The sequence below is a fragment of the Nonomuraea sp. NPDC051298 genome (assembly GCF_055586305.1).
On the sequence record NZ_JBVJIM010000009.1, the window covers coordinates 49,921 to 70,277 of the forward strand.

Annotated in this window: 20 protein-coding genes; 10 read left to right on the plus strand and 10 right to left on the minus strand. The window is 70.0% G+C overall.

Translation table 11 applies throughout. The features are described 5' to 3' along the window. Positions 1-20: 20 nt before the first annotated feature. Genes ACZ6S0_RS25280 through ACZ6S0_RS25290 form a run of 3 tightly spaced genes read right to left on the minus strand, consistent with a single transcriptional unit; the run spans position 21 to position 2,915 of the window. Positions 21-740, minus strand: coding sequence for a hypothetical protein (locus ACZ6S0_RS25280; RefSeq protein WP_465921790.1), 720 nt, complete (start codon positions 738-740; stop codon positions 21-23). Positions 741-786: 46 nt separating this feature from the next. Beyond that, complete coding sequence (moeZ, locus tag ACZ6S0_RS25285) at positions 787-1,968, minus strand: adenylyltransferase/sulfurtransferase MoeZ (RefSeq protein WP_465921791.1); 1,182 nt, start codon at positions 1,966-1,968, stop codon at positions 787-789. Between the two features lie 44 nt (positions 1,969-2,012). Next, complete coding sequence (locus ACZ6S0_RS25290; protein WP_465921792.1) at positions 2,013-2,915, minus strand: alpha/beta fold hydrolase; 903 nt, start codon at positions 2,913-2,915, stop codon at positions 2,013-2,015. A gap of 1,125 nt (positions 2,916-4,040) precedes the next feature. On the opposite strand from ACZ6S0_RS25290, the gene ACZ6S0_RS25295 reads away from it, so the two are divergent. Together ACZ6S0_RS25295 and ACZ6S0_RS25300 are read left to right on the plus strand one after the other, a co-directional pair. Next, on the plus strand, positions 4,041-4,481 hold the full coding sequence (locus ACZ6S0_RS25295; RefSeq protein ID WP_465921793.1) for a hypothetical protein: 441 nt from the start codon (positions 4,041-4,043) through the stop codon (positions 4,479-4,481). Between the two features lie 368 nt (positions 4,482-4,849). After that, complete coding sequence (locus ACZ6S0_RS25300; RefSeq protein WP_465921794.1) at positions 4,850-5,188, plus strand: hypothetical protein; 339 nt, start codon at positions 4,850-4,852, stop codon at positions 5,186-5,188. A gap of 822 nt (positions 5,189-6,010) precedes the next feature. Here ACZ6S0_RS25300 and ACZ6S0_RS25305 read toward each other — a convergent pair. The 3 genes from ACZ6S0_RS25305 to ku form a co-directional block, all read right to left on the minus strand. Further along, the gene (locus tag ACZ6S0_RS25305; RefSeq protein ID WP_465921795.1) at positions 6,011-6,337 is read right to left on the minus strand and encodes a hypothetical protein; all 327 of its coding nucleotides are present in this window, start codon (positions 6,335-6,337) and stop codon (positions 6,011-6,013) included. A 277-nt stretch (positions 6,338-6,614) separates the two neighbouring features. Beyond that, positions 6,615-6,974, minus strand: a complete 360-nt coding sequence (locus ACZ6S0_RS25310; protein ID WP_465921796.1) for a hypothetical protein — start codon at positions 6,972-6,974, stop codon at positions 6,615-6,617. A gap of 584 nt (positions 6,975-7,558) precedes the next feature. Then, complete coding sequence (gene ku / locus ACZ6S0_RS25315; protein ID WP_465921797.1) at positions 7,559-8,482, minus strand: non-homologous end joining protein Ku; 924 nt, start codon at positions 8,480-8,482, stop codon at positions 7,559-7,561. Between the two features lie 59 nt (positions 8,483-8,541). On the opposite strand from ku, the gene ligD (ACZ6S0_RS25320) reads away from it, so the two are divergent. The 5 genes from ligD (ACZ6S0_RS25320) (at position 8,542) to ACZ6S0_RS25340 (ending at position 11,638) form a co-directional block, all read left to right on the plus strand. Beyond that, the gene (gene ligD / locus ACZ6S0_RS25320; protein ID WP_465921798.1) at positions 8,542-9,444 is read left to right on the plus strand and encodes a non-homologous end-joining DNA ligase; all 903 of its coding nucleotides are present in this window, start codon (positions 8,542-8,544) and stop codon (positions 9,442-9,444) included. Next, positions 9,441-10,313 (plus strand): non-homologous end-joining DNA ligase, encoded by an 873-nt coding sequence (gene ligD / locus ACZ6S0_RS25325; RefSeq protein WP_465921799.1) that lies wholly within the window; start codon positions 9,441-9,443, stop codon positions 10,311-10,313. Before ligD (ACZ6S0_RS25320) ends, ligD (ACZ6S0_RS25325) begins: the two co-directional genes overlap by 4 nt. 42 nt (positions 10,314-10,355) lie before the next feature. Further along, entirely contained in the window at positions 10,356-10,562 is a 207-nt protein-coding gene (locus tag ACZ6S0_RS25330) for a hypothetical protein (RefSeq protein ID WP_465921800.1), read from the plus strand. 132 nt (positions 10,563-10,694) lie between these two features. Next, positions 10,695-11,315, plus strand: a complete 621-nt coding sequence (locus tag ACZ6S0_RS25335; protein WP_465921801.1) for a TetR/AcrR family transcriptional regulator — start codon at positions 10,695-10,697, stop codon at positions 11,313-11,315. An 89-nt stretch (positions 11,316-11,404) separates the two neighbouring features. Continuing rightward, positions 11,405-11,638, plus strand: a complete 234-nt coding sequence (locus ACZ6S0_RS25340) for a DUF3107 domain-containing protein (RefSeq protein WP_465921802.1) — start codon at positions 11,405-11,407, stop codon at positions 11,636-11,638. A 582-nt stretch (positions 11,639-12,220) separates the two neighbouring features. Here the strand turns inward: ACZ6S0_RS25340 and ACZ6S0_RS25345 are convergent. Next, positions 12,221-12,865: a ferritin-like fold-containing protein gene (locus ACZ6S0_RS25345; RefSeq protein ID WP_344883814.1), complete on the minus strand. Its 645-nt coding sequence runs from the start codon at positions 12,863-12,865 to the stop codon at positions 12,221-12,223. A gap of 351 nt (positions 12,866-13,216) precedes the next feature. Here ACZ6S0_RS25345 and ACZ6S0_RS25350 point away from each other — a divergent pair, with 351 nt between their 5' ends. The 3 genes from ACZ6S0_RS25350 to ACZ6S0_RS25360 all read left to right on the plus strand — a co-directional run bounded on the left by ACZ6S0_RS25350 (position 13,217) and on the right by ACZ6S0_RS25360 (position 17,384). After that, on the plus strand, positions 13,217-15,094 hold the full coding sequence (locus ACZ6S0_RS25350; RefSeq protein ID WP_465921803.1) for a DEAD/DEAH box helicase: 1,878 nt from the start codon (positions 13,217-13,219) through the stop codon (positions 15,092-15,094). A gap of 477 nt (positions 15,095-15,571) precedes the next feature. After that, positions 15,572-16,462 carry an alpha/beta fold hydrolase gene (locus ACZ6S0_RS25355; protein WP_465921804.1) on the plus strand — a complete coding sequence of 297 codons (891 nt, stop codon included), beginning with the start codon at positions 15,572-15,574 and terminating at the stop codon, positions 16,460-16,462. A gap of 13 nt (positions 16,463-16,475) precedes the next feature. Beyond that, positions 16,476-17,384: an oxygenase MpaB family protein gene (locus tag ACZ6S0_RS25360; RefSeq protein ID WP_465921805.1), complete on the plus strand. Its 909-nt coding sequence runs from the start codon at positions 16,476-16,478 to the stop codon at positions 17,382-17,384. Here ACZ6S0_RS25360 and ACZ6S0_RS25365 read toward each other — a convergent pair. From ACZ6S0_RS25365 to ACZ6S0_RS25375, 3 genes are all read right to left on the minus strand, one after another. Next, positions 17,338-18,555 (minus strand): MFS transporter, encoded by a 1,218-nt coding sequence (locus ACZ6S0_RS25365; RefSeq protein WP_465921806.1) that lies wholly within the window; start codon positions 18,553-18,555, stop codon positions 17,338-17,340. The genes ACZ6S0_RS25360 and ACZ6S0_RS25365 overlap by 47 nt on opposite strands. Positions 18,556-18,566: 11 nt before the next feature. Further along, a complete protein-coding gene (locus tag ACZ6S0_RS25370) occupies positions 18,567-19,514 on the minus strand; it encodes a RecB family exonuclease (RefSeq protein ID WP_465921807.1) in 948 nt (315 codons plus the stop codon). A gap of 94 nt (positions 19,515-19,608) precedes the next feature. After that, complete coding sequence (locus tag ACZ6S0_RS25375; protein ID WP_465921808.1) at positions 19,609-20,328, minus strand: MBL fold metallo-hydrolase; 720 nt, start codon at positions 20,326-20,328, stop codon at positions 19,609-19,611. Between the last annotated feature and the right edge of the window lie 29 nt (positions 20,329-20,357).

Here is a 20,357-nt window from a genome sequence, read left to right on the forward strand (position 1 = left end):
GATCCTGCTCCTGCCCCCGCTCAGCACCGCCACTCCTGGGAGGCGCAGTCGGGCATGGCGGGCGCGCTCAGATCGGTCAGCACGCGCTCGGAGATCTCGGTGGCGAAGGCGAAGATGGTCGGGCGCGGCTCGCCCGTCCCCGCGGGCCGTCCTTCCACCTGTCCGGCCGTGGTGAGCACCAGGTACGGCCCCGCCTGCCGCACCGACCCGGCCTGCCGCACCGCGGGCGTGAACCGGTCGGACACCGTGCCGCTGAAGGCCAGCGGGCGCAGGCCGGGCGACGGTTTGCCGGTGTCGTCGAAGGCGGACCTGGCGCGTACGGCGCCCGGCTCGTCACGCAGCGCCACCACGCCGATCGTGACCAGCACCCCGCGCAGCGCGTCGATGTACGTGGCCCGCAGCACACCCCGGCAACCCGCCCTGCGCAGGGCCGCGACCGCCTTGGTGTCGACCGAGTCGCCGCCGCAGCCGGTGTCGGGGGAGATGCCGATCCGCTTGGCACGTTCCTGACCGCCCTGCTCGGCGGAGTACGTCAGCGTGGCGGGGAAGATGCGGCCGGTGGGCCAGGTGCGCCAGCGCTCGGCCACCTCGCGCCGGGCGGCGGCGTGCAGCTCGGCCGTCGTGGGCCCGCGGGTCAGCTCGGTGCCCGCCGTGCTGCCCGCCACTCCGGCGGCCACCGCGCAGATCAGCGTCAGCGCGGAGGCCACCACGAGCGTGGGCCATGGGCGGGCGGAGTTCACGCCACCGACTTTAATAGGGGCGTCCGGGGAACATCCCCAGAAACCGCTAGTAGCTGGGCAGGCTGGGGTCCACGGTCTTGACCCAGCTCAGCACTCCGCCGCCGACGTGGACGGCGTCGGAGAAACCGGCGTTCTTGACGATCGCGAGCGCCTCGGCCGAACGCGCGCCCGACTTGCAGTGGAGCACGATCTTCTTGTCCTGCGGCAGCCGCTCCAGGGCCGAGCCGTTGAGGAACTCGCCCTTCGGGATCAGCGTGGCGCCGGGGATGGAGACGATCTCGTACTCGTTGGGTTCGCGGACGTCGACGACGTAGATGCTGTCGCCGCGGTCCATCATGCCCTTCAGCTCCTTGGCGGTGATGGTGGAGCCGCTGGCGGCCTCGGCGGCCTCGTCCGAGATCGCGCCGCAGAACGCCTCGTAGTCCTCGAGGAGCTGCGTGACGGTCGGGTTCTTGCCGCACAGCACGCACTCGGGGTCTTTGCGGACCTTGACGTCGCGGTACTTCATCTCCAGGGCGTCGTAGATCATCAGCCGGCCCACCAGCGGGTCGCCGATGCCGGTCAGCAGCTTGATCGCCTCGTTGACCTGGATCGAGCCGATCGACGCGCACAGCACGCCCAGCACGCCGCCCTCGGCGCACGACGGCACCATGCCGGGGGGCGGGGGCTCGGGGTAGAGGCAGCGGTAGCACGGCCCGTGCTCGGCCCAGAACACGCTGGCCTGGCCGTCGAACCGGTAGATCGACCCCCAGACGTACGGCTTGCCGAGCAGCACCGCCGCGTCGTTGACCATGTAACGCGTGGCGAAGTTGTCGGTGCCGTCGACGATGAGGTCGTAGCCGGAGAAGATCTCCATGACGTTGTCGGTCGTCAGCGCCGTGTTGTGGATCACGACGTCGACCAACGGGTTGATCTCGCGTACCGAGGCGGCGGCGCTCTCGGCCTTCGGCCTGCCCACGTCGGACTGGCCGTGGATGATCTGGCGCTGCAGGTTGGACTCATCGACCACGTCGAAGTCGATGATGCCGAGGGTGCCGACGCCCGCCGCCGCGAGGTACATCAGCGCGGGCGAGCCCAGGCCCCCGGCGCCCACACACAGCACCTTGGCGTTCTTCAGCCGCTTCTGCCCCGCCATGCCCACATCGGGAATGATCAGGTGGCGCGAGTAGCGGCGCACTTCGTCGACGGTCAGCTCATCGGCCGGCTCGACCAGCGGTGGCAACGACACTTTCTACGCTCCCGTTTCCAGGGGGTCTCATCCTTCAGTGAAACCTAGCCGGGCAGTGGGGCATTCCCCAATCGCGTCTCACCGATCAGACGGCGTGCCTCGGCCGCCACGACCTGCGGCATCTCCATCATCGCGACGTGCCCCGCCGTCGGCAGCAGCACGAGCCTGACCTGCCGGAACGTACGGTACGCCTTTCTGGCCATGGCCGGGCGGACCAGGCGGTCGTGGCGCCCGTGGATGATGAGGGTGCTCGCCTCGACCTTGGCCGCCTGGTGCCAGAGGGTGTCCTCACCGCGGCGGAAATACTCCGACACGATGCCGCGGGTCGAGCCGACCATGGCCTCGCCCTCGTAGGGCAGGTCGTCGCGCCTGCGCTGCTCCTCGATGGCGTCGCGCAGGCGCTGGGGGTGCACGGTATGCGCGTCGGCCCAGACCATGGCCATGGACGCGGTGATGCGCTGTTCGGCGGGCACCAGGCGGATCCGGGCCGCCACCCATTCGCCCAGCCTCGGCAGCGCGGCGGCGGCCACCCGGACGGGGCCCATCCTGGGCAGCAGGTCGGGCAGGGCCGGAGAGATGAGCGTGAGCGAGCGCACCAGGTCGGGGCGGGTGGCGGCGACCCTGACGGCGATCGCGCCGCCGAGCGAGTTGCCGAACAGGTGCGCCGGCCCCGTGTGCTCCATCAGGCCGATCACGGCCTTGGAGTGCGCGGCGACGGAGTAGTCGCCGTCGGCGGGGACGGGCGAGAAGCCGGCTCCCGGCAGGTCGATGGCGTGGCCGGTGACCGTGTCCCGCAGCTCGCCCATGAGGTCGGTCCAGTTGGTGGCCGCCCCGGTCAGCCCGTGGACGAAGACCGCCTGCTCGGCGGGGCCCCGCTTGGGCGTGGATCGGACGTGGACCGAGCCGACCATGCGTCCCGGCCAGTGAGGGATCGGTTCAGCGATCATGGTGCTCCCCCTCGCTCCTCGAACGCCCACTTCCCCGTTCTCCAACATAGCCAGCGCCGTAGGGGTGGCTCTGAATTCCGTACAGGGGTGGTTATTTGCCTGTTTTCCCTGACAGAAGGATAGATACCGCTCCGAATTCGGCTCGACGCGCACCCCCTCATCCGCCGCGCCACCGCCTCCAGGGGCGAGCGGCCTTCGGGAGTCGCGAGCGGACCGGCGGGACGGAGATCGAACGCAAAGGCCGCCCCTCCCGCGGCCGCCACCACCCCTCACACCCCGCCCCGGTGGGCCCCCCGCCCGGCGAGCCTCCGGGAGGCCGGAATGTGGCTCGCCATGGAGGGCCGGACGGTGGCTCGCCGTGGGAGACCAGGGGCTTGCCGCCAGAGGTCTTGCGGGGCCACCACAAGCGGACATATCCGGATTTATCAACCCAGATAAACCTCATCGATCCGATGACATGTCAACGGTGCGGCAAAAGCTCCCGCGCGCTGTTTACAGCCTGCACCCTCGGAAAGCATCACGGTACCCAACGTGACGTCATGGGCACTTACCGTTACCGACAGGGGAACGTCCGACGCACGTCACCGACGGGGACAGCGCAACACGGCAGGCAGTCTTCAGGGGGCGACCCACGCCGCCCTCCCACGCCGACGGCCGCCGCCACACCCGGAACGACGCATCGCACCGCGAGCGCCGGCACGCGTCACCGTCACGGCGAACACGACCGGCCTCGGCGGCACGAGCAGCTTTTCCTGGCCGGCGGCCGGGCATTTTTATCCGCTCGCGGATTTTCAGTCCCGGGTCGATGCCGCATGCGCACTGACGTCGCCACCGGCGTACCTTTCCGGCGGCGAAGCGCGCGAAACCCCGCCACCGCATCCCCGAGCACAGCTCCATTTGCCGCACAATCGGACATATCCTCTCATTTCATTTGATAAATGTTTAATGGGAGCAATAAGATTGTTAATGTAGAGCAAAATGGAGTCGCATCTGTTTGCCCGCGCATCCGCCCGGAAATGACGTTCAGCGGATGGACCTTCAGTAGCCGTCCAAGATCCGTTTCCTCGTAATTCGGAAACGCCGAGAACGGGGCAATCGATCCTTTAGGGGGAAAAGACAATGCCCATGCTCAAGAGTGTTATCGCAGGCTTCGCCATCAGCACGGCGATGACCGGCGGCGTGGTGGCCGCGGCCCCGGCCAGCGCCACCACCCCGGTCAAGACCGCCACGTCCGTCATCACGAGCGACGACTTCGGCGACGACGGCGACTTCGACGGCGGCTTCGGCGGCTGGGGCGGCTTCAACGACGGCGGCTTCGGCGGCTTCAACGACGGCGGCTTCAACGACGGCGTCGGCTTTGGCCGGGGTGACGGCTGGGGCTGGGGCGGCAACCGGCAGTGCCGGCGCGGCGGCGGCGGCTGGGGTCGTCGTCACGGCGAGATCTGCGTCGTGGTTCGCAACCGCAACCACAACAACAACACGCCCCGCGAGCACCACCGCCACATCCGTCTTCACCGCGACCACCACCGCCACATCGATCACCACCGCCACCACGATCACCGCTAAAAGTGATCGCGCATTGATGGTGCAGGGAGTTCTCGAGGACGGTCCGCTTTTCGCTCGCGGCTCGACCTGAGGTTCATTTCTCCTCGTCTCCAGGGCAATTCTGGTGAGGGCTCTTCCGGCAACCGCCGGGGAGCCCTCACTTCGTCGTATCCCCGGTCATTCGCGTGCCGGGCTTTTCGCATGTGGACGATCTGACATCCAGGCCCTTATCCGGTGGCCCCCATGCGCCATGCCACAAGAATGTCTTGTGCCGGGCAAAACTGGACAATACTCGTTAGTTAGGCTTTGGGTGGGAATATTCCTTGTGTGGATGAATTGCTAGTCGTCATCCACAAACGGGGCAATCGATCCTTTAGGGGGAAACCGCAATGCCCAAGATCAAGAGTGTTATCGCAGGTCTCGCCTTCAGCACCGCACTGACCGGTGGTGCGGTCGCCGCAGGCGCCGCCACCACCACCGCCAGCGCAAGCGCCGCCACCCAGGTCGGCGCCGGGACGTCCTTCGTCGCCGGACACGGCTGCTGGGGTACGCGTCGCTGCGGCGGCGGCTGGGGCCGCGGCCGTCATCACGGCATCGGCCGGATCCGCATCATCATCATCAACGAGAACCACAACAACAACCGCCACGACAACCGGCACGACTTCCGTGATCGGCGCGACTTCCGCCACCACGATCGTGACTTCCACCACGATGGTGACCAGTGGTAAAACCTCCAGGCTGACGAGTCCGCCAACGCGATGAACTCCAGCCGTACTCACTGAGTGCCCGTGTTCACGGGGAAAGCGACGTCCGTCCTCCACGTCGAGGACGGACGTCCGCCCACCGGACACGGGCACTCAGCCTGTTCCGCCCGCCTCCATGACACCCCTGCTCGAAGCTCCCGCAGAACCTCTCCCCCCGCTCGAAACCCCACAGAACCTCGCTCCCCACCTCCACCTCGAGCGCCGCGCTCCCCTGACCGCTCCCCGCGACACCGCAGTCGCCACCAGCAGCGCTCCACCCGGTACACCTGCTCGAACTCGGCCTCCCGCGAGGCGGCGGCCCTGCCGCGCAGTCGGACTGGCCCTTCACCGGCCCGCCCTCACCGCCCGTCGCCCACAACCGGCCCGCACGCCCGCACCACCACCGCCGATCGGCCGACGCCGCCCTGGCCCTGTGCCCCCCGCCCCACCGCTCCCCGGCTCCCCCGCCGGGACCCGAGTTGAGGGACAGAGCCGCTGACCGGTCCCACCCCTCCCCGCACCCCGCACCCCGCACCCCGCGTCCTGCTGCGCCCGACCGGCTGAACCTGCCGCCTCATGCGGCGACGTGTCACCAAGCCGTCCATCCCCGGGTACGCAAAAACATCGAGTGCCCGTATTCATTCGGTGGCGTAACGCCCGTCCTCTATGAGGGTGACGGACGCCGGCCCCGTGAATACGGGCACTCGACGCGTGTGCCTGGGGTCATCGCCGGATGGGCTCGTCAGCCCTGGCGGACTCCTCGCGGGCGCGGCGCATGCACCGCGCGCTCAGACAGCAGCGAACGACTTACCACTCGTCGTGGTCGTGGTCGTGGTGGTGGTGACGGAAGTCACGGTCGTGGTGACGGAAGCGGTGATCGTTCCGGTTGTTGTTGATGTTGTTGTTGTGGACGATGACCCGGACCTTGTTGTGGTGCCGGTGCCCGCGGTTCCACCCCCAGCCACGGCCGCAGCGACGCCAGCCCCAGCAGTTCCCCGCGAGGACGGACGTACCGGCGCCGATCTGGGTGGCGGCGCTGGCGGCGGTGGTGGTGGTGGCACCGACCGCGACCACGCCACCCGTCAGGGCGGTGCTGATGGTGAGGCCGGCCACAACAGTCTTGAGCTTGGGCATTGCGGTTTCCCCCTAAAGGATCGATTGCCCCGTTCGCGGATGATAACTAGCAATTCATCCGTACTAGGGATATATCCCACTCAAAGACCAACTAACGAGCATTGTCCGATTTTGCCCTCTATTGGACAGTCATTCCTCACACAAGACTCTGACCGTCGCCGAATGCCACAACACAACGAAGCGAGGGCCCCCGGCCTGCACCGGAAGAGCCCTCGCTGAATAACTGCCATGAAGACGCGGAGAGGAAGAATCCCCCACCTCGCCGATAACGGCGATGTCATCGAACGGTGTCCGCAGCCTCCGCCGGCTGGTAGTGGTGGTGGTCACGGTGGTCGTGGTCACGGCGGTGGCGGTGGTCGCGGCGCTCGAGGTTACGGAAGTCGTGGAAACGGTGGTCGCGGTTGTTGTTGATGTTGTCGTTGAAGACGTGCACCCTCACCCGCTGGTTGTGGTGCCGACCCCAGCCGCCGCCGCAACGGCGCGAACCCCAGCAGCCGGGCCCGGCGACGAAGGACGTGCCGGCGCCGACCTGGGTGGCAGCGCTGGCGGCAGTGGTGGTGGCGCCAACCGCGACCGCTCCACCGGTCAGCGCGGTGCCGACGGCGAGACCTGCGAGAACACTCTTGAGCTTGGGCATTGCGTTTTCCCCCTAAAGGATCGATTGCCCCGTAATCGACGTTTCCGGATTACTCAGGAAACAGCCCTGGACGCCCCCCGAAGGGTCATCCACGAAGTGTCATTTCCGGCGGATCGGCGGGCAAACGGCTACGACTCCATTTTGCTCTGCATTAACAATCTTATTGCTTGCATTAAACATTTATCCAATGAAATAGCACGAATTATCCTGATATGTCCTTTTTGGCCGCTCGGCACAGACACCCCACCCTCGCAGCGACGACAGGGTCGGCCCTCGTTTCCACGAACGGACGGGAGAGCGGGCCGAGAATGGCTTACCGGGGCCGCATTGACCCCGACGGCGACGGCCCGCAGCGCACCACCGCGAAACCTCGTAGATCGTCCCGGCCCCGGGCACGGCGAACCCGCCGCCGCCCGCAGCGGCCCACGCGCACACACCCGGCCGGGCCATCGACATGCAAAGGGGACGAAGGGCACGACAGGGTCTGTCAGCGGTGCCCGGGAAACGACTCGACGGCCGCCCGCGCATCGCAGACGGCCGCCGAAACGACCACAAGAGCCCTACAGGGCCATCAGGAGGAAGCCCTACGCGGACTTACGCGTCTTGCGCTTGGCCGGGGCCTTCTCCTCGGCCTTGGCCGGCTCCTTCTCGGGTTCCTCCGCCGCTTCCTTGGAGGTGTCCTTGGCGGACTTCCCTGCCGCCCGCTTCGGCCTGGCCGCTTCGCCGCCGCCCGCGCGCTCGCGCTTGGCCGCCTCGACGCTGGCCCTCAGCGCGGCCATCAGGTCCACGGCGGGCTTGGCCACTTCCTCCTCGCGGGCCGCGACGACCTCCTTGCCCGCCACCTTCGCCTCGATCACCTGCTGCAACGCCTCGCGGTAGGCGTCGCGGTGCTCGCTCGGGTCGAAGTCCGACTCCATGGTGGTGATCAAGGACTCGGCCATCTTCAGCTCCTGGGCGCGTACTTCGATGTCCTCGTCGAGGAAGGCGAAGTCGGGCCTGCGGATCTCGTCCGGCCAGAGCATGGTCTCCAGGACGAAGACGCCGTCCCTGACCCGCAGCGTCGCCAGCGACTCGCGCTGGCGCAGCGCGACCTTGACGACCGCCACCTGGCCCGAGCTCTCCAGGGCGTTGCGCAGCAGCACGTACGGCTTCGCCCCCTGCGCGTCGGGCTCCAGGTAGTAGGACTTGGCGAAGTAGATGGGGTCGATCTGCTCGGCGGGAGTGAACTGCAACACGTCGATCCGCCGCGACGTGCTCAGCGGCAGGTCCTCGAAGTCCTCGTCGGTGAGCACAACCATCTCGCCGGAGGCCAGCTCGTAGCCCTTGGCGATGTCGGAGTACGGCACCTCTTCGCCGTCCTGCGTGCACACCCGCTTGTAGCGGATCCTGCCGCCGTCCGCGCGGTGGACCTGGTGGAACGTGACGTCCTTCTGCTCGGTCGCGGAGTAGAGCTTGACGGGGATGGTGACCAGCCCAAAAGAGATCGCACCTTTCCAGATGCTGCGCATGGTCACTCCTCAGCTCTCAACTGCACACCAATGGGCACATACCCGTCATGGGGCAACCAATGCCATACCCCATCGAACCGATGCTGGCCGTAGCGGGGGAACTACCCTCCGACCGCGACCGGTACGGTCTCGAGGTCAAGTGGGACGGCATCCGCGCCCTCCTCCATCTTGACGGGGGGATGAGAGTGACGGGGAGACACGGAGTGGAGTACACCCGTCGTTATCCGGAAATTTCGGGTTTCGGGGTTAAGAGCGCGATCATCGACGGCGAGGTCGTGGTCCTCGACCCCCAGGGCCGTCCCAGCTTCGAACGGCTCCAGCACCGCATGCACCTGACCGACCCAGAACCGGCCGTGCTGAAGCTGTACCCGATCACGTACCTGCCGTTCGACCTGCTCTACCTCGACGGCCTGCCGCTGTTCGACCTGTCCTACCGCGACCGCCGGGCGCTGCTCGACGAGCTGGACATCGGCGCGCCCCCGTACTTCCCCGGCGACTCCGACCTGCTCGCCGCCACGTACGAGCAGGGCCTCGAAGGCGTGGTCGCCAAGCGGCTCGACTCCCCCTACCGGGCGGGAACGCGCTCCCCCTGGTGGATCAAGGTCAAGAACCTGTCCACGAGGGAGGTCGTGATCGGCGGCTGGAAGCCCGGCAAGGGACGGCGCGCGGATGGGATCGGCTCGCTGGTCATGGGGGTGTTCACGGACGAGGGCCTGACGTACGTCGGGCACGTCGGCACCGGGTTCACCGACACCGTGCTGGAGACGCTCCACGAGACCCTGCTGCCGCTGGAGATCCCGCGCAGCCCGTTCGCGAACGACGTCCCGTGGCGCAACCGCTGGGTCAGGCCGGAGCTGGTCGGGGAGGTGGCCTACACGATGTGGACCGGCGAGCAGCGCCTGCGCCACCCTGTGTGGCGTGGCCTGCGCCCCGATAAACTCCCCTCGGAGGTGACGCGATGAAGGTGCCGGTCAGGGTGGACGGGCGAGACCTGACCCTGAGCAACCTGGACAAGGTCCTCTATCCCGACTTCGGCTTCACCAAGGCCGAGGTCATCGACTACTACAGCCGCGTCGCGCCCGTGCTGCTGCCGCACCTGCGCGGCCGGCCCCTGACCGTCAAGCGTTACCCCAACGGCGTCGCCGGCCAGTTCTTCTTCGAGAAGAACGCCCCCGACCACACGCCCGGCTGGGTCCGGCGCGTCAGCCTGCCCGTGCCCGGCAGCACCAAGAACCGCGAGACCATCGACTTCGCCGTCGTGGACGACCTGCCCACACTCGTCTACTACGCCAACCTCGCCGCACTCGAACTGCACGTCCCCCAGTGGCGGGTGGACGACGACGGGCGGGCGCTGCCGCCCGACACGCTCGTCTTCGACCTCGACCCCGGGCCGCCCGCGACGATCGTCGAGTGCACGCGGGTGGCGCTCATGCTGCGCCAGGCGCTGGAGAGTGAGGGTCTCGTGGCCAGGCCGAAGACCAGCGGCAGCAAGGGCATGCAGCTCTACGCGGACTGGGACGGCCGCGAAGAGCCCTCCGCGTACGCCAGGAGGCTGGCCCAGCGCCTGGAGAAGGAGCACCCCCGGCAGGTCGTCAGCGTGATGGCGAAGAAGGCGCGGTCCGGCAAGGTGTTCATCGACTGGAGTCAGAACAACCCGGCCAAGACCACCGTGGCGCCCTACTCCCTGCGGGCCGGGGAGCGGCCCACGGTCTCCACCCCGCTGACGTGGGCGGAGGTCGAGGGCTGCGAACACGCTGAAGACCTGGTGTTCACCGCGCCCGACGTACTCGCCAGAGTGGAGAAGCGCGGCGACCTTTTCGGCCGGGCGTAGGCTGGTTCCGTCCGCACTGAGAGGGGGCCGAAGATGTCGGAGATGGACATTCGCGGGGACGAGAGCCCTTACCTCGAAGACGAGGAGGAGCTGTCGATCGAGACGCCCGAGGCCGACGCCGCCGAGCAGCACAGGGAGCTGCTCCAGAGCGTGGGGCGGCTGCGCCGCGAACTTCCGCTTGACGTCGACCCGGCCGACGGGGCCGACCAGGACCGCGTGGTCGACCTCGACGAAGAGGACTACCGCTGAGCCGGCCCGGCGGCTCCGACCTGCGCGAAGGAGGCCCGTCGCAGACCGCCGCCGCCACGGCGCGGCCCGCCCGTCCGCCTGCCCGCACGTAGGATGTCCGCACCGTTCGCCGAGAAACCAATGGAGACCCGCGTGACCGCAACCCCGGATGCCAAGCCCCGGGGCACCCGGCTGCCCCGCCTGGCCCGACGCCGGCAGCTCCTGAGCGCCGCGCAGGAGGTGTTCGTGGAGAACGGCTATCACGCGGCCGCCATGGACGAGATCGCCGACCGGGCCGGGGTGAGCAAGCCGGTGCTCTACCAGCACTTCCCCGGCAAGCTCGAGCTCTACCTGGCGCTGCTCGACCTGCACGTCGACGACATGGTCAACCGCTGCAGGGAGGCGCTGGCCTCCACGCACGAGAACAAGCTGCGCGTGCAGGCCACGTTCAGCGCGTTCTTCGACTTCGTCTCCAGCCAGGGCGAGGCGTTCCGGCTGGTCTTCGAGTCCGATCTGCGTAACGTCGCGCCGGTGCGGCAGCGGGTGGAGCGTTCGCTGCGCGAGTGCGCGGAGATGGTCAGCGAGCTGATCCAGGAGGACACCGGGTGCACCAGCGATGAGGCGCACCTGCTCGGCGTCGGCCTGGTGGGCATGGCGGAGGTGAGCGCCCGCTACTGGGTCACCACGAACGGCTCGATCCCCAAGGACGCGGCCGAGCAACTCATGGCCCGGCTCGCCTGGCGGGGCATCAGCGGTTTTCCGCGTACGGCTTAACCCGTTCGCTGGGCGCGATCAGCCGCGCCCTCCGGGGGTGCGAGCGGCCACGATGGGATTGAGCCAGCCCCGTCGACTAGGGAGCCACGATGGAAATCAAGATCGGCGTACGCTCCGTACACCGCGAACTCGTTGTCGAGACCGACCTCTCCGCCGAGCAGGTCGAAGAGGAGATCAGAAACGCCCTGTCGGCCGACCGCGGCGGTGTGTTCGCGCTGACCGATGTCAAGGGCAGGCGGGTCGTGGTGCCGGTGGCCGCGCTCGGGTTCATCGAGATCGGCGAAGACGAGGCCCGGCCGGTCGGCTTCGGCGGCACGCTCTAGCCGCTCACCTGCCCGTTCACCAGCCACTTCACCAGCCACTTCGTCGGCCGGTCCATCGACGGGGGCACGGCTCGCGGGCCGTACCCCTTCGCCAGCCCCCGCCCGGCCTCAGCCCCGGGCGGGCGCTCTGCCGAGCTGACAACCACGTGGCCGCCGGGGCCGCGGGGCGCATTCCCGCCCCGGCTCGGCGGCCGGACAACCCGCGCCCTCCCGTCGCAACACGGCACGCGGGGTCCAGCGATTCGGCCTGCATCTGGTCAAGGAACTGCCGTAGCGGCGCGAGGCCCTCATGTCCGCACGTTACCGCCCGCGCCGCCCACGCGCCCCCGATACGCCAGACCGACCTCACCACCCGCCCGACCAGACCACCCACCACCCGCCCCGCCAGACCGACCCACTACCCGGAGCGGCCTCACCACCCAAACGCGCCAGAGCGACCCCACCGCCCAGACCGGCCGACCGCCCGACCCGGCAGAGCGGCCTCACCGCCAAGGGCGGCCTCCACCACCCGACCCGCCAGGGCGATCTGCCGGACATACCTGGCCGACCGGTCTGTCGCGTATGCCACGACGGCTGGGGGCGTCAGAGGCCCATCGCGGCCATGCGTTTGTTGTGGGCCTCGGTCAGTTTCGCGAACAGCCGGGAAATGTCGGTCTGCCCCTCCCCCAGCGACTCCATCAGCAACAACGCCAGGTCGGGCCGTACCGAGGCGACCTGCTGCCCCTGGCTGAGCGCCTCGCCGACCAGCCGCCGCGCCCACAGCGCCAGCTTCCCCGCGGCCGTCGGCTGGGCCTCGATGCCCGCCCTGACCTGCTCGACCGCGAACTTCGAACGCTCCTCGTCCACCAGCACCTCATCGACGAGCTTGACGATCGAGGGATCGAGGTGCCGGGCCGCCTCGCGGTAGAAGTCGAGCGCGATGCCATCACCCACGTACGTCTTGACCAGCGCCTGCAGCCAGTCGGCCGGCCGGGTCTGGCCGTGCCAGGCGTCCAGCGCGGACACGAACGGCGCCATCGCCCCGTCGGGATCGGCCCCCAACTCGGTCAGCCGGTCGCGCAGGAGGCGGAAGTGGGCGTACTCGGTGATGGCCAGTTCGCTCAGCGCCGCGCGGTCGGCGAGCGAGGGCGCCAGCGTGGCCGCGTCCTCCGTCATGCGCGCGTACGCGCTGAGCTCCGCGTAGGCCAGCACACCGAGCAGGTCGACGACTCCAGGAGACTCCTTCATGGAAGGCAGCGTACTTCGGCGAATCTTCGGGAACATACGCAAGCTCGGCCAGCGTTGTGGTATCGAGTACACTGCTCTGTGAAAGTGCGACCGCACTGTGTAAATTCGGGGGAATCCCCCGATTACCCCCCGATTCCCCGGGTTCGCGGTCGCTAATGACGCGAGAGGGCTGGCTCTACCGCGAGGACCCACGACACGGGGCTGCATTCCGCCCGTCGGTCCCGACAGGCCCGCCTTCATTTGAGACTGAGGCAGGCCACGCTGACGACTTTCCGAGACCTCGGAGTCACACCAGAGATCGCCGATGCCCTTGAGACCGAGGGCATCATCACACCGTTCCCCATCCAGGAGATGGCTCTTCCGCTCGCCCTGACCGGCCAAGACCTGATCGGCCAGGCGCGCACCGGCACGGGCAAGACCTACGCGTTCGGCATCGCGATGCTGCAGAGCATCGGCAAGCCGCGCAAGAACCGCAAGAAGCCCCGCGGGCTGGTCGTCGTGCCGACCCGCGAACTGGCCGTACAGGTCAGCGAAGACCTGGTCACCGCCGCCGGCAAGCTCGGTTCCCGGGTCCTCACCGTGTACGGCGGTCGCGCGTACGAGCCGCAGATCGAGGCCGTCAAGGCCGGGGTCGACGTGATCGTCGGCACCCCTGGCCGTCTGCTCGACCTCGTCAAGCAGAAGCACCTCGACCTGAGCCAGGTCACCAGCCTCGTGCTCGACGAGGCCGACCGCATGCTCGACCTGGGCTTCCTTCCCGACATCGAGCGCATCTTCAAGCTGATCCCCGCGCAGCGGCAGACGATGTTGTTCTCGGCGACCATGCCGGGCGAGATCGTCGCGCTGTCGCGCAAATACCTCAACCGTCCGACCCACGTACGCGCGGAGCTGGAGAGCGGCGAGGGCGAGGCCACGCCGCAGGTGCGCCAGATCGTGTGGCGCACCCACCGGATGGACAAGATCGAGATCCTCGCGCGGATGCTGCAGGCCGACGGCCGCGGGCTCACCATGGTCTTCTGCGAGACCAAGCGGGCCTGCGACATGGTCGCCGAGCAGCTCGACACGCGCGGTTTCGCGGTCGCGGCCGTCCACGGCGACCTCGGCCAGGGCCAGCGCGAGCAGGCGCTGCGCGCGTTCCGCAACGGCAAGATCGACGTGCTGGTGGCCACCGACGTGGCCGCCCGCGGCATCGACATCGACGACGTCACCCACGTGGTCAACTACGACTGCCCCACCGACGACAAGACCTACGTGCACCGAATCGGCCGCACCGGCCGGGCCGGGCGCACGGGCATCGCGGTCACGTTCGTGGAGTGGGAGGAGCTGACCCGCTGGAAGATGATCAACCAGATGCTCGGGCTCGAGTTCACCGAGCCCGAGGAGACCTACTCCACCTCGCCGCACGTCTACTCCGAACTCGCCATCCCCGAGGGCACCAAGGGCGTTCTGCCGCACGCGAACCGTTCGCGCGCGGGGCTGTCCGCGGAGCGCATCGAGGATCTCGGCGAGACCGGACGCGTCCGCACCCGCGGCCGCCGCCGTGACGAGCGCGAGGAACGCCCCGCCCGCACGCCGCGCCAGCGCCGCCGCACCCGCGGTGGCAGGGAGCTGGCGGAGTCCGCACCCGTCGAGAGACCGGAGGTCGAGCTCGTGGATGCCCAGGCGGAGGAGACTCCGGCGATCTTCACCACTGACGAGATCCAGGCGGCCGCCGAGCCGAGGCGCGCCCGTACGCGGAGGGGGGCCGCCTCCTCCGCCATCGAGCAGGCGCTCGCCGAGGCTCCGGAGACGCCGGTCAAGCGGGCCCGCACCCGCCGGCCCGTGGCCGAGGTCTCCGAGGCGGAGGCCGTGGAGGCTCCGGTGAGGCGCGTACGCGCACGCCGGGTCACCGCCACGGAGACGGAGCCCATCGCGACGCCCGCCGTGGCACCCGTCGTGGCACCCGCCGCGACGCCCGTCGTGACACCCGTCGAGCGCGCGGAGGCTCCAGTGGTGGAGCGGCCGGTCGCGCAGCCGGAGCCCCAGCCGAGTTTCCTGAACACGCCGCCACCGCCGCCGGCGCGCAGGGAGCCGGAGCGGATCATCCCGGCCAGCCCGTTCTCGGTGATCTTCCAGTCGCCGGACCTGGCCTCCGACGACGACGACATCGCGCCGTCGGCCGCGACCGAACGCAAGCAGCAGCGCCGTCAGTCCCGTGGCGGCGGCGGCAACCGCCGCCGCGTGGGCTGAGCCCGGCCCAGGCGCTGAGGCACGTCAGGAGGCGCGCACCCCGAGTGAACGGGGGTGCGCGCCTGTCGCATGCGGTGAGCCCGCACGCCACCCCGCCCGCACGCCACCCCGCCCGTACGCCAGCCCGCCCACGTGCCGATCCGCTCGCGTGCCAGCCCGCGCACATGCCCTGAGCAACCCGCGTTGACCCTGCGCTGACCCTGCGTTTGAGCCTGCGTTGAGCCTGCGGGCCGTCAGCGTCTCTCTCGCGGCCCCACAGCCCGCCACCCCACCTTCGACCGCTCCGAGGCCCGGCGGACGGCTCAGGGGGCCGCTCAGAGCCCTCCAGGAGCGTGTGGAGACCGCAAGGAGCCCCGCGCCACCGGCGAGGACGGGCGCGATCGGAGAGCCCGCATACCTCGCAACTCCCCCGAACTCGCACCGGTGTCCTGGTCATGCCGGTGTCGAGGCGCTGACCTCTGGGTATTGTTGCCCCACGTGAGTACGCCGCGATTCCTCGACCTGCCTCCTGGCGTTGCACCACAGAAGATCGAGACGCCGCAGGGCACGTTCGCGGCCCTGGCGGCGATTCCGGTCAGTGGTGTGGTTGAGCGCTGGCCCGCGCTCCTGGTCCCCGGGCTGACGGGCAGCAAGGAGGACTTCATCGCGGTCCTGATGACCTTGGCCCAGTCGGGCCGCCGGGTCGTGGCCATCGACCTGCGCGGCCAGTACGAGACCCCCGGCCCCGACGACCCGGCCGCCTACACCTGTGCCGCCCTCGGCTCCGACGTCGACCAGCTCGCCCAGGTCATCGGCGGCGGCGACCCCGTCCATCTCGTGGGCCACTCGTTCGGCGGGCTCGTGGCCAGGGAGGCGGCCATCGACGGGCGTACGAGGTTCGCGTCGTTCACGCTGATGAGCTCGGGCCCTGGCGCGATCGAGGGCCGCCGGGCACGCAACGGCAAGAAGATCATGGAAGAGGTGCCCGCGCGGGGTCTGGAGCACGTGTGGCACACCCGGTTCGAGCCCGAGGCGCTGGCCAACGACGTGTCCGACGACATCATGGAGTTCCTGCACAAGCGCCTGCTGGCCAACTCCCCGACGGGGCTGGCGCGGATGGCCGAGCAGGTGCTGTCCATGCACGACCGTACCGACGAGCTGCGCCAGGTCGAGGTGCCCACGCTCGTGCTGTACGGCGAGCACGACGACGGCTGGCCGCCCGAGGCGCAGTCGGAGATGGCCGCCAGACTCGGGGCGGACTGCGTGGTCGTGCCCGGCGCCGTCCACTCCCCCGCCGTGGAGGCCCCTGAGACGACCGCGGCGGCCCTGGTGCGCTTCTGGAACACCGCAGAGCAGCACTATTTGGACACCCGATCCAATATCCTGTAATTCTGTACTTACCATGACGGCCAGCGAAGAACTCGTCGTCCAGCCGCCGCAGAGCGTGACCTGGCTGGTTCACATCGACCGGTCGATGTGGGTCGGCGGCGTGCGCGGCCTCATGCTGCAGGCGCTGCACCCGCTGGCCATGCTCGGCGTCTGGCAGAACTCGGGCTTCCAGGAGGACCCGTTCGGACGGCTGCGCCGCACGGCCGACTTCGTGGGGCGGGTGACGTTCGGCAGCCCTCGGGAGGCCGACGAGATCGGCCGGCGCGTCCGGGGCATCCACCGGGCGCTGCGCGTGCGCGATCACGCCACCGGCCGTACGCACCGGGTGGACGACCCCGAGCTGCTGCTTTGGGTGCACTGCGCGGAGGTGTCGTCGTACCTGGAGGTGGCCAGGCGCGGCGGGCTCGGGCTCACCGGGCGCCAGGCCGACCGCTACCTGCACGAGCAGCGCAGGAGCGCCACGTACGTGGGCCTGCACCTCGACGACGTGCCCGGCTCGCGCGCCGAGCTGGACGCCTACTTCAAGCGGATGCGCCCGAGCCTGCGGGTGACACCGGAGGCGGCCTCGGCCGTGCGCTTCCTGCTGTGGCCCCGGCTGCCGCGCGAGCTGCGGATGCTGTCGCCGGGCAAGCCCGTCTACCTCCCCTTCGGGGCGCTGTGCTACTACACGCTGCCCGGCTGGGCCCGGCGGATGTACCGCGCTCTGCCCGAGATCCCTCAGGCGGGGGTCACGGCGGCGCTGAAGGCGTTCAGGTTCGGCATGAACGCGTTGCCCGAGCCCGTGCACGACCGTGCCTTCATGCCCGCCACCAGGGAGATGCTCCAGTCTTCCAGAGAACGGCTGAGCGCGGCGGGCTACGACGTGAGCAGCGGGCTCAAGGGCCTGACCGATCCCCGTCGCTGGCCGAAGGCCCCCGCCTGACCGGCAGCAGCGCCGCCCCGGCCAGCACGACCACCGACACGCCCGTCATCATCCAGCCGCCGCCGGTCAGCCCGGTACGGTCGAACAGCGCGCCCAGCAGGGCGGAGGCGGTGGCGGCGCCCACATACCTGGACGCCTGGAACACGCCCACCGCGGCACCCGTGTCGCGCCGGTCGGCGTGCACGAAGACCAGCGAGTTCAGCGTGAACTGGCCGAGCGCCGCCGCCACCCCGAGCAGCGCCGACGCCGCCAGCACGAGCGCGACAGACCCGGCCGCGACAGACCCCGCCGCCACGGACCCGGCCGCCACGGACCCGGCCGCGAGCATCGTGAGGGAGCCGCCGAGCAGCAGCGCCGCCCCCGCGACCAGCACCGTACGCGACCCGAACCGCGCGACCAGCGCCACCGCGACGGGCGTCATGACGATCCCCAGCCCGGCCAGCGGCAGCACGAGCAGCCCGGCGACGTGCGCGGGCGCTCCAGCCGTGCGCTGCGCCCACAGCGGCACCGCGAAGAAGGCGACGTAGAAGGCCACGTTGGTGAGCGCGAACTGCCCGCAGGTGGCCAGCAGCCCGGCCCGCGGCCGGGGCAGCGCCGCCGCGCGGGCGGCGTCCACGCGCACCCGGGGCAGCCAGCGCAGCGCCACGACCAGGGCGACGGCCGCGAGCGGCACGTTGACCAGGAAGATCGCCCGCCATCCCCACAGCGAGACCAGGAACCCGCTGAGCACCGGGCCGAGCGCGGCGCTGCCGGTGAGCACCATCGAGATCGTCGCGATCACGCGGGGCGGCGGCCTGCCGTCGTCGCCCGGCATCGCGGCCTGGATGATCGCCATACCCGCGGGCATCGTCGCGCAGCTCCCGAACGCCTGCAGCAGCCGCACCCCCACCAGCGCCGGATACGACGGCGCGAGCGCCGCCAGCACCCCGGTGACCGCCATCGTCACCAGCCCGGAGCAGAACACCAGCCGCGGCCCGAACCGGTCCGCCAGCACGCCCATCAGGGGCGGCGCCAGGATGCCGGTCAGGTAGAAGCCCGCGGCCAGCCAGGTCACGGCCGCGACGCCGACGTGGAACTCGGCCTCGACGTGGGCCAGCGCGACGGCGATCATGGACGAGTTCAGGGGGTTGAACAGCGACCCCAGCGCCACCGCCGCCGGTAATCGCCCCACGCCCCTGCCCATTACTCGGCCAGGCCGTCCCACGGGTGGCGCTCGGGCCCCGCCGCCTGCCCCTCCGGACAGTGCCTGCGGAAGTCGCACCAGGAGCAGATGGGGCCCGGACTCGGCGCGAACAGCTCGTCGATCTCGGCGGGCACCTGCGCGGGCCCGGCGAGCTGCCGCTCTCCCCCGGCCCTGCGCGCGCCCTCCGCCTGCCGCTCCCTCGTACCGCGCCGCGCGCCCGGCGGCGCCGCCACGGCCTCGCGGTAGCGGTCGTCGGCCGCCGCGGCCTCCATGGCCAGGTCTTCCGCCCGGCTCAGGTGGCGGCCGAGCGACTCGTCGGTGTGCCGCCACTCGACGATCTCGCCGGTGGGCAGGTGGTGCAGCTCGACCGTACGGCAGGGGGTGCGCATCATGGTCGAGGCCGAGACGGCGTAGATCGCCAGGGCCAGCGAGGAGCGGGCGTCGTCCTGGGTGAGCGGGCGGCGGCCGGTCTTGTAGTCGACCACGACCAGCTCGTCGCCGCGCCGGTCGAGCCGGTCGATGCGGCCGGACACGGCGATGACCTTGGTACGCGTGGCGACCGTGCGCTCGACGCCGACCGGGTCGTCGGACGGATCGAGGGTCGAGACATAGCCCGACACGAGGTCACGGGCGCGGCCCAGCCACTGCCCCGACTGGTCGGCGTCCCTGAACCCCTCGGTGATCCACCCGTTCGTCAGCAGGATGGCCGCCGTCAGCGGGGTGCGGCGCTCGTACGGCTCCCGCCACCACCCGGCCAGCGCGTTGTGCACGCTCGCGCCCACGCTGTTGTGCGCCCAGGCGGGCCCCTTGGTGGGCTGCGGCCGGTCGAGGTAGGTGAACCGGTAGCGGCGGCGGCAGTCGAGCCAGGTGTTCAACCGCGACGGCGTGCACGGATAGAGCCGCCGCGGCATCCCTTCCAGCGGGAGCTGGCCCGGCACCGCGCTCATCCGGCCTCGCCCCGTGCACGGGTGGCCTGCCGGGCGTGCGGGACCGGCTGGATACGCGGGACCGGCCGGGCCGTCAGGTGCCGCCGGCGCCGCCTCACTCGTCGCCCGGGCCGAGCTTGATCCCGGAGATCCTGGTGCCGTCGGTCAGCGGGGTGTCGTCGCCGTCGCCGTCGGTGTCGACGCGGGTCAGCGAACCGGACACCCAGGCGTCGAAGTGCGGCTCCAGGTCGCCGACCGTGACCTCGTCACCGTGCGCGGCCAGCACCCGCGTGTCGCCGGGGAGCGTGAACAGCCGCCCGCCGATGGAGGTGAGCTGGTCGGCGAGGGCCGGGTATTCGCCGGCCAGCTTGCCGGGGCCGTCGGCCTGCAGGGCCTTGCCGGTGAACACGGCCGAGAGCGCCTCGCAGTAGAGCGAGACGCCGCCGGGCGTGACCCCGGGGGTCTCCATGACATCGAGCTGGACCTCGGCCACCTCGAAGATGCCGTCGTCCTCCATGTCGATGTCGGGCCAGGTCTCCCGCCAGGTCTCCCGCCACAGGGGCTTGTCCTTCGGGTGCAGGGCCACCACGGCCTCGTCGCGGCTGGCCACCTCGATGGCCGCGGCGACGTGGTCGGGCAGGCCCGCCGTGCAGATGACGGCCAGCACCTCCCGCTCGCCCACCTGCTCCAGGATCTTTTCGGCGTCACGCGCCGGGTCGACGACGATGACTTCCTCGTCGTCGCCCACGATCCACGTGTTGTTCTCGACCTTCTGCTCGGTGCCGTCGATGGTCACGACACCCTCGGTCACCACTCGCTCGATACGCGCTGTCACGTCTCCGAACTCTAGCCCGTCCGCAGGAC

Coding starts and splice junctions, on each gene's coding strand:
- ACZ6S0_RS25350 (WP_465921803.1), top strand. CDS start 13,217: ATGGCTCTTCCGCTCGCCCTGACCGGCCAAGACCTGATCGGCCAGGCG.
- ACZ6S0_RS25370 (WP_465921807.1), bottom strand. CDS start 19,514: ATGAGCGCGGTGCCGGGCCAGCTCCCGCTGGAAGGGATGCCGCGGCGG.
- ligD (WP_465921799.1), top strand. CDS start 9,441: ATGAAGGTGCCGGTCAGGGTGGACGGGCGAGACCTGACCCTGAGCAAC.
- ACZ6S0_RS25330 (WP_465921800.1), top strand. CDS start 10,356: ATGGACATTCGCGGGGACGAGAGCCCTTACCTCGAAGACGAGGAGGAG.
- ACZ6S0_RS25290 (WP_465921792.1), bottom strand. CDS start 2,915: ATGATCGCTGAACCGATCCCTCACTGGCCGGGACGCATGGTCGGCTCG.
- ku (WP_465921797.1), bottom strand. CDS start 8,482: ATGCGCAGCATCTGGAAAGGTGCGATCTCTTTTGGGCTGGTCACCATC.
- ACZ6S0_RS25300 (WP_465921794.1), top strand. CDS start 4,850: ATGCCCAAGATCAAGAGTGTTATCGCAGGTCTCGCCTTCAGCACCGCA.
- ligD (WP_465921798.1), top strand. CDS start 8,542: ATGCCATACCCCATCGAACCGATGCTGGCCGTAGCGGGGGAACTACCC.
- ACZ6S0_RS25360 (WP_465921805.1), top strand. CDS start 16,476: ATGACGGCCAGCGAAGAACTCGTCGTCCAGCCGCCGCAGAGCGTGACC.
- ACZ6S0_RS25340 (WP_465921802.1), top strand. CDS start 11,405: ATGGAAATCAAGATCGGCGTACGCTCCGTACACCGCGAACTCGTTGTC.
- ACZ6S0_RS25310 (WP_465921796.1), bottom strand. CDS start 6,974: ATGCCCAAGCTCAAGAGTGTTCTCGCAGGTCTCGCCGTCGGCACCGCG.
- ACZ6S0_RS25345 (WP_344883814.1), bottom strand. CDS start 12,865: ATGAAGGAGTCTCCTGGAGTCGTCGACCTGCTCGGTGTGCTGGCCTAC.
- ACZ6S0_RS25305 (WP_465921795.1), bottom strand. CDS start 6,337: ATGCCCAAGCTCAAGACTGTTGTGGCCGGCCTCACCATCAGCACCGCC.
- ACZ6S0_RS25295 (WP_465921793.1), top strand. CDS start 4,041: ATGCTCAAGAGTGTTATCGCAGGCTTCGCCATCAGCACGGCGATGACC.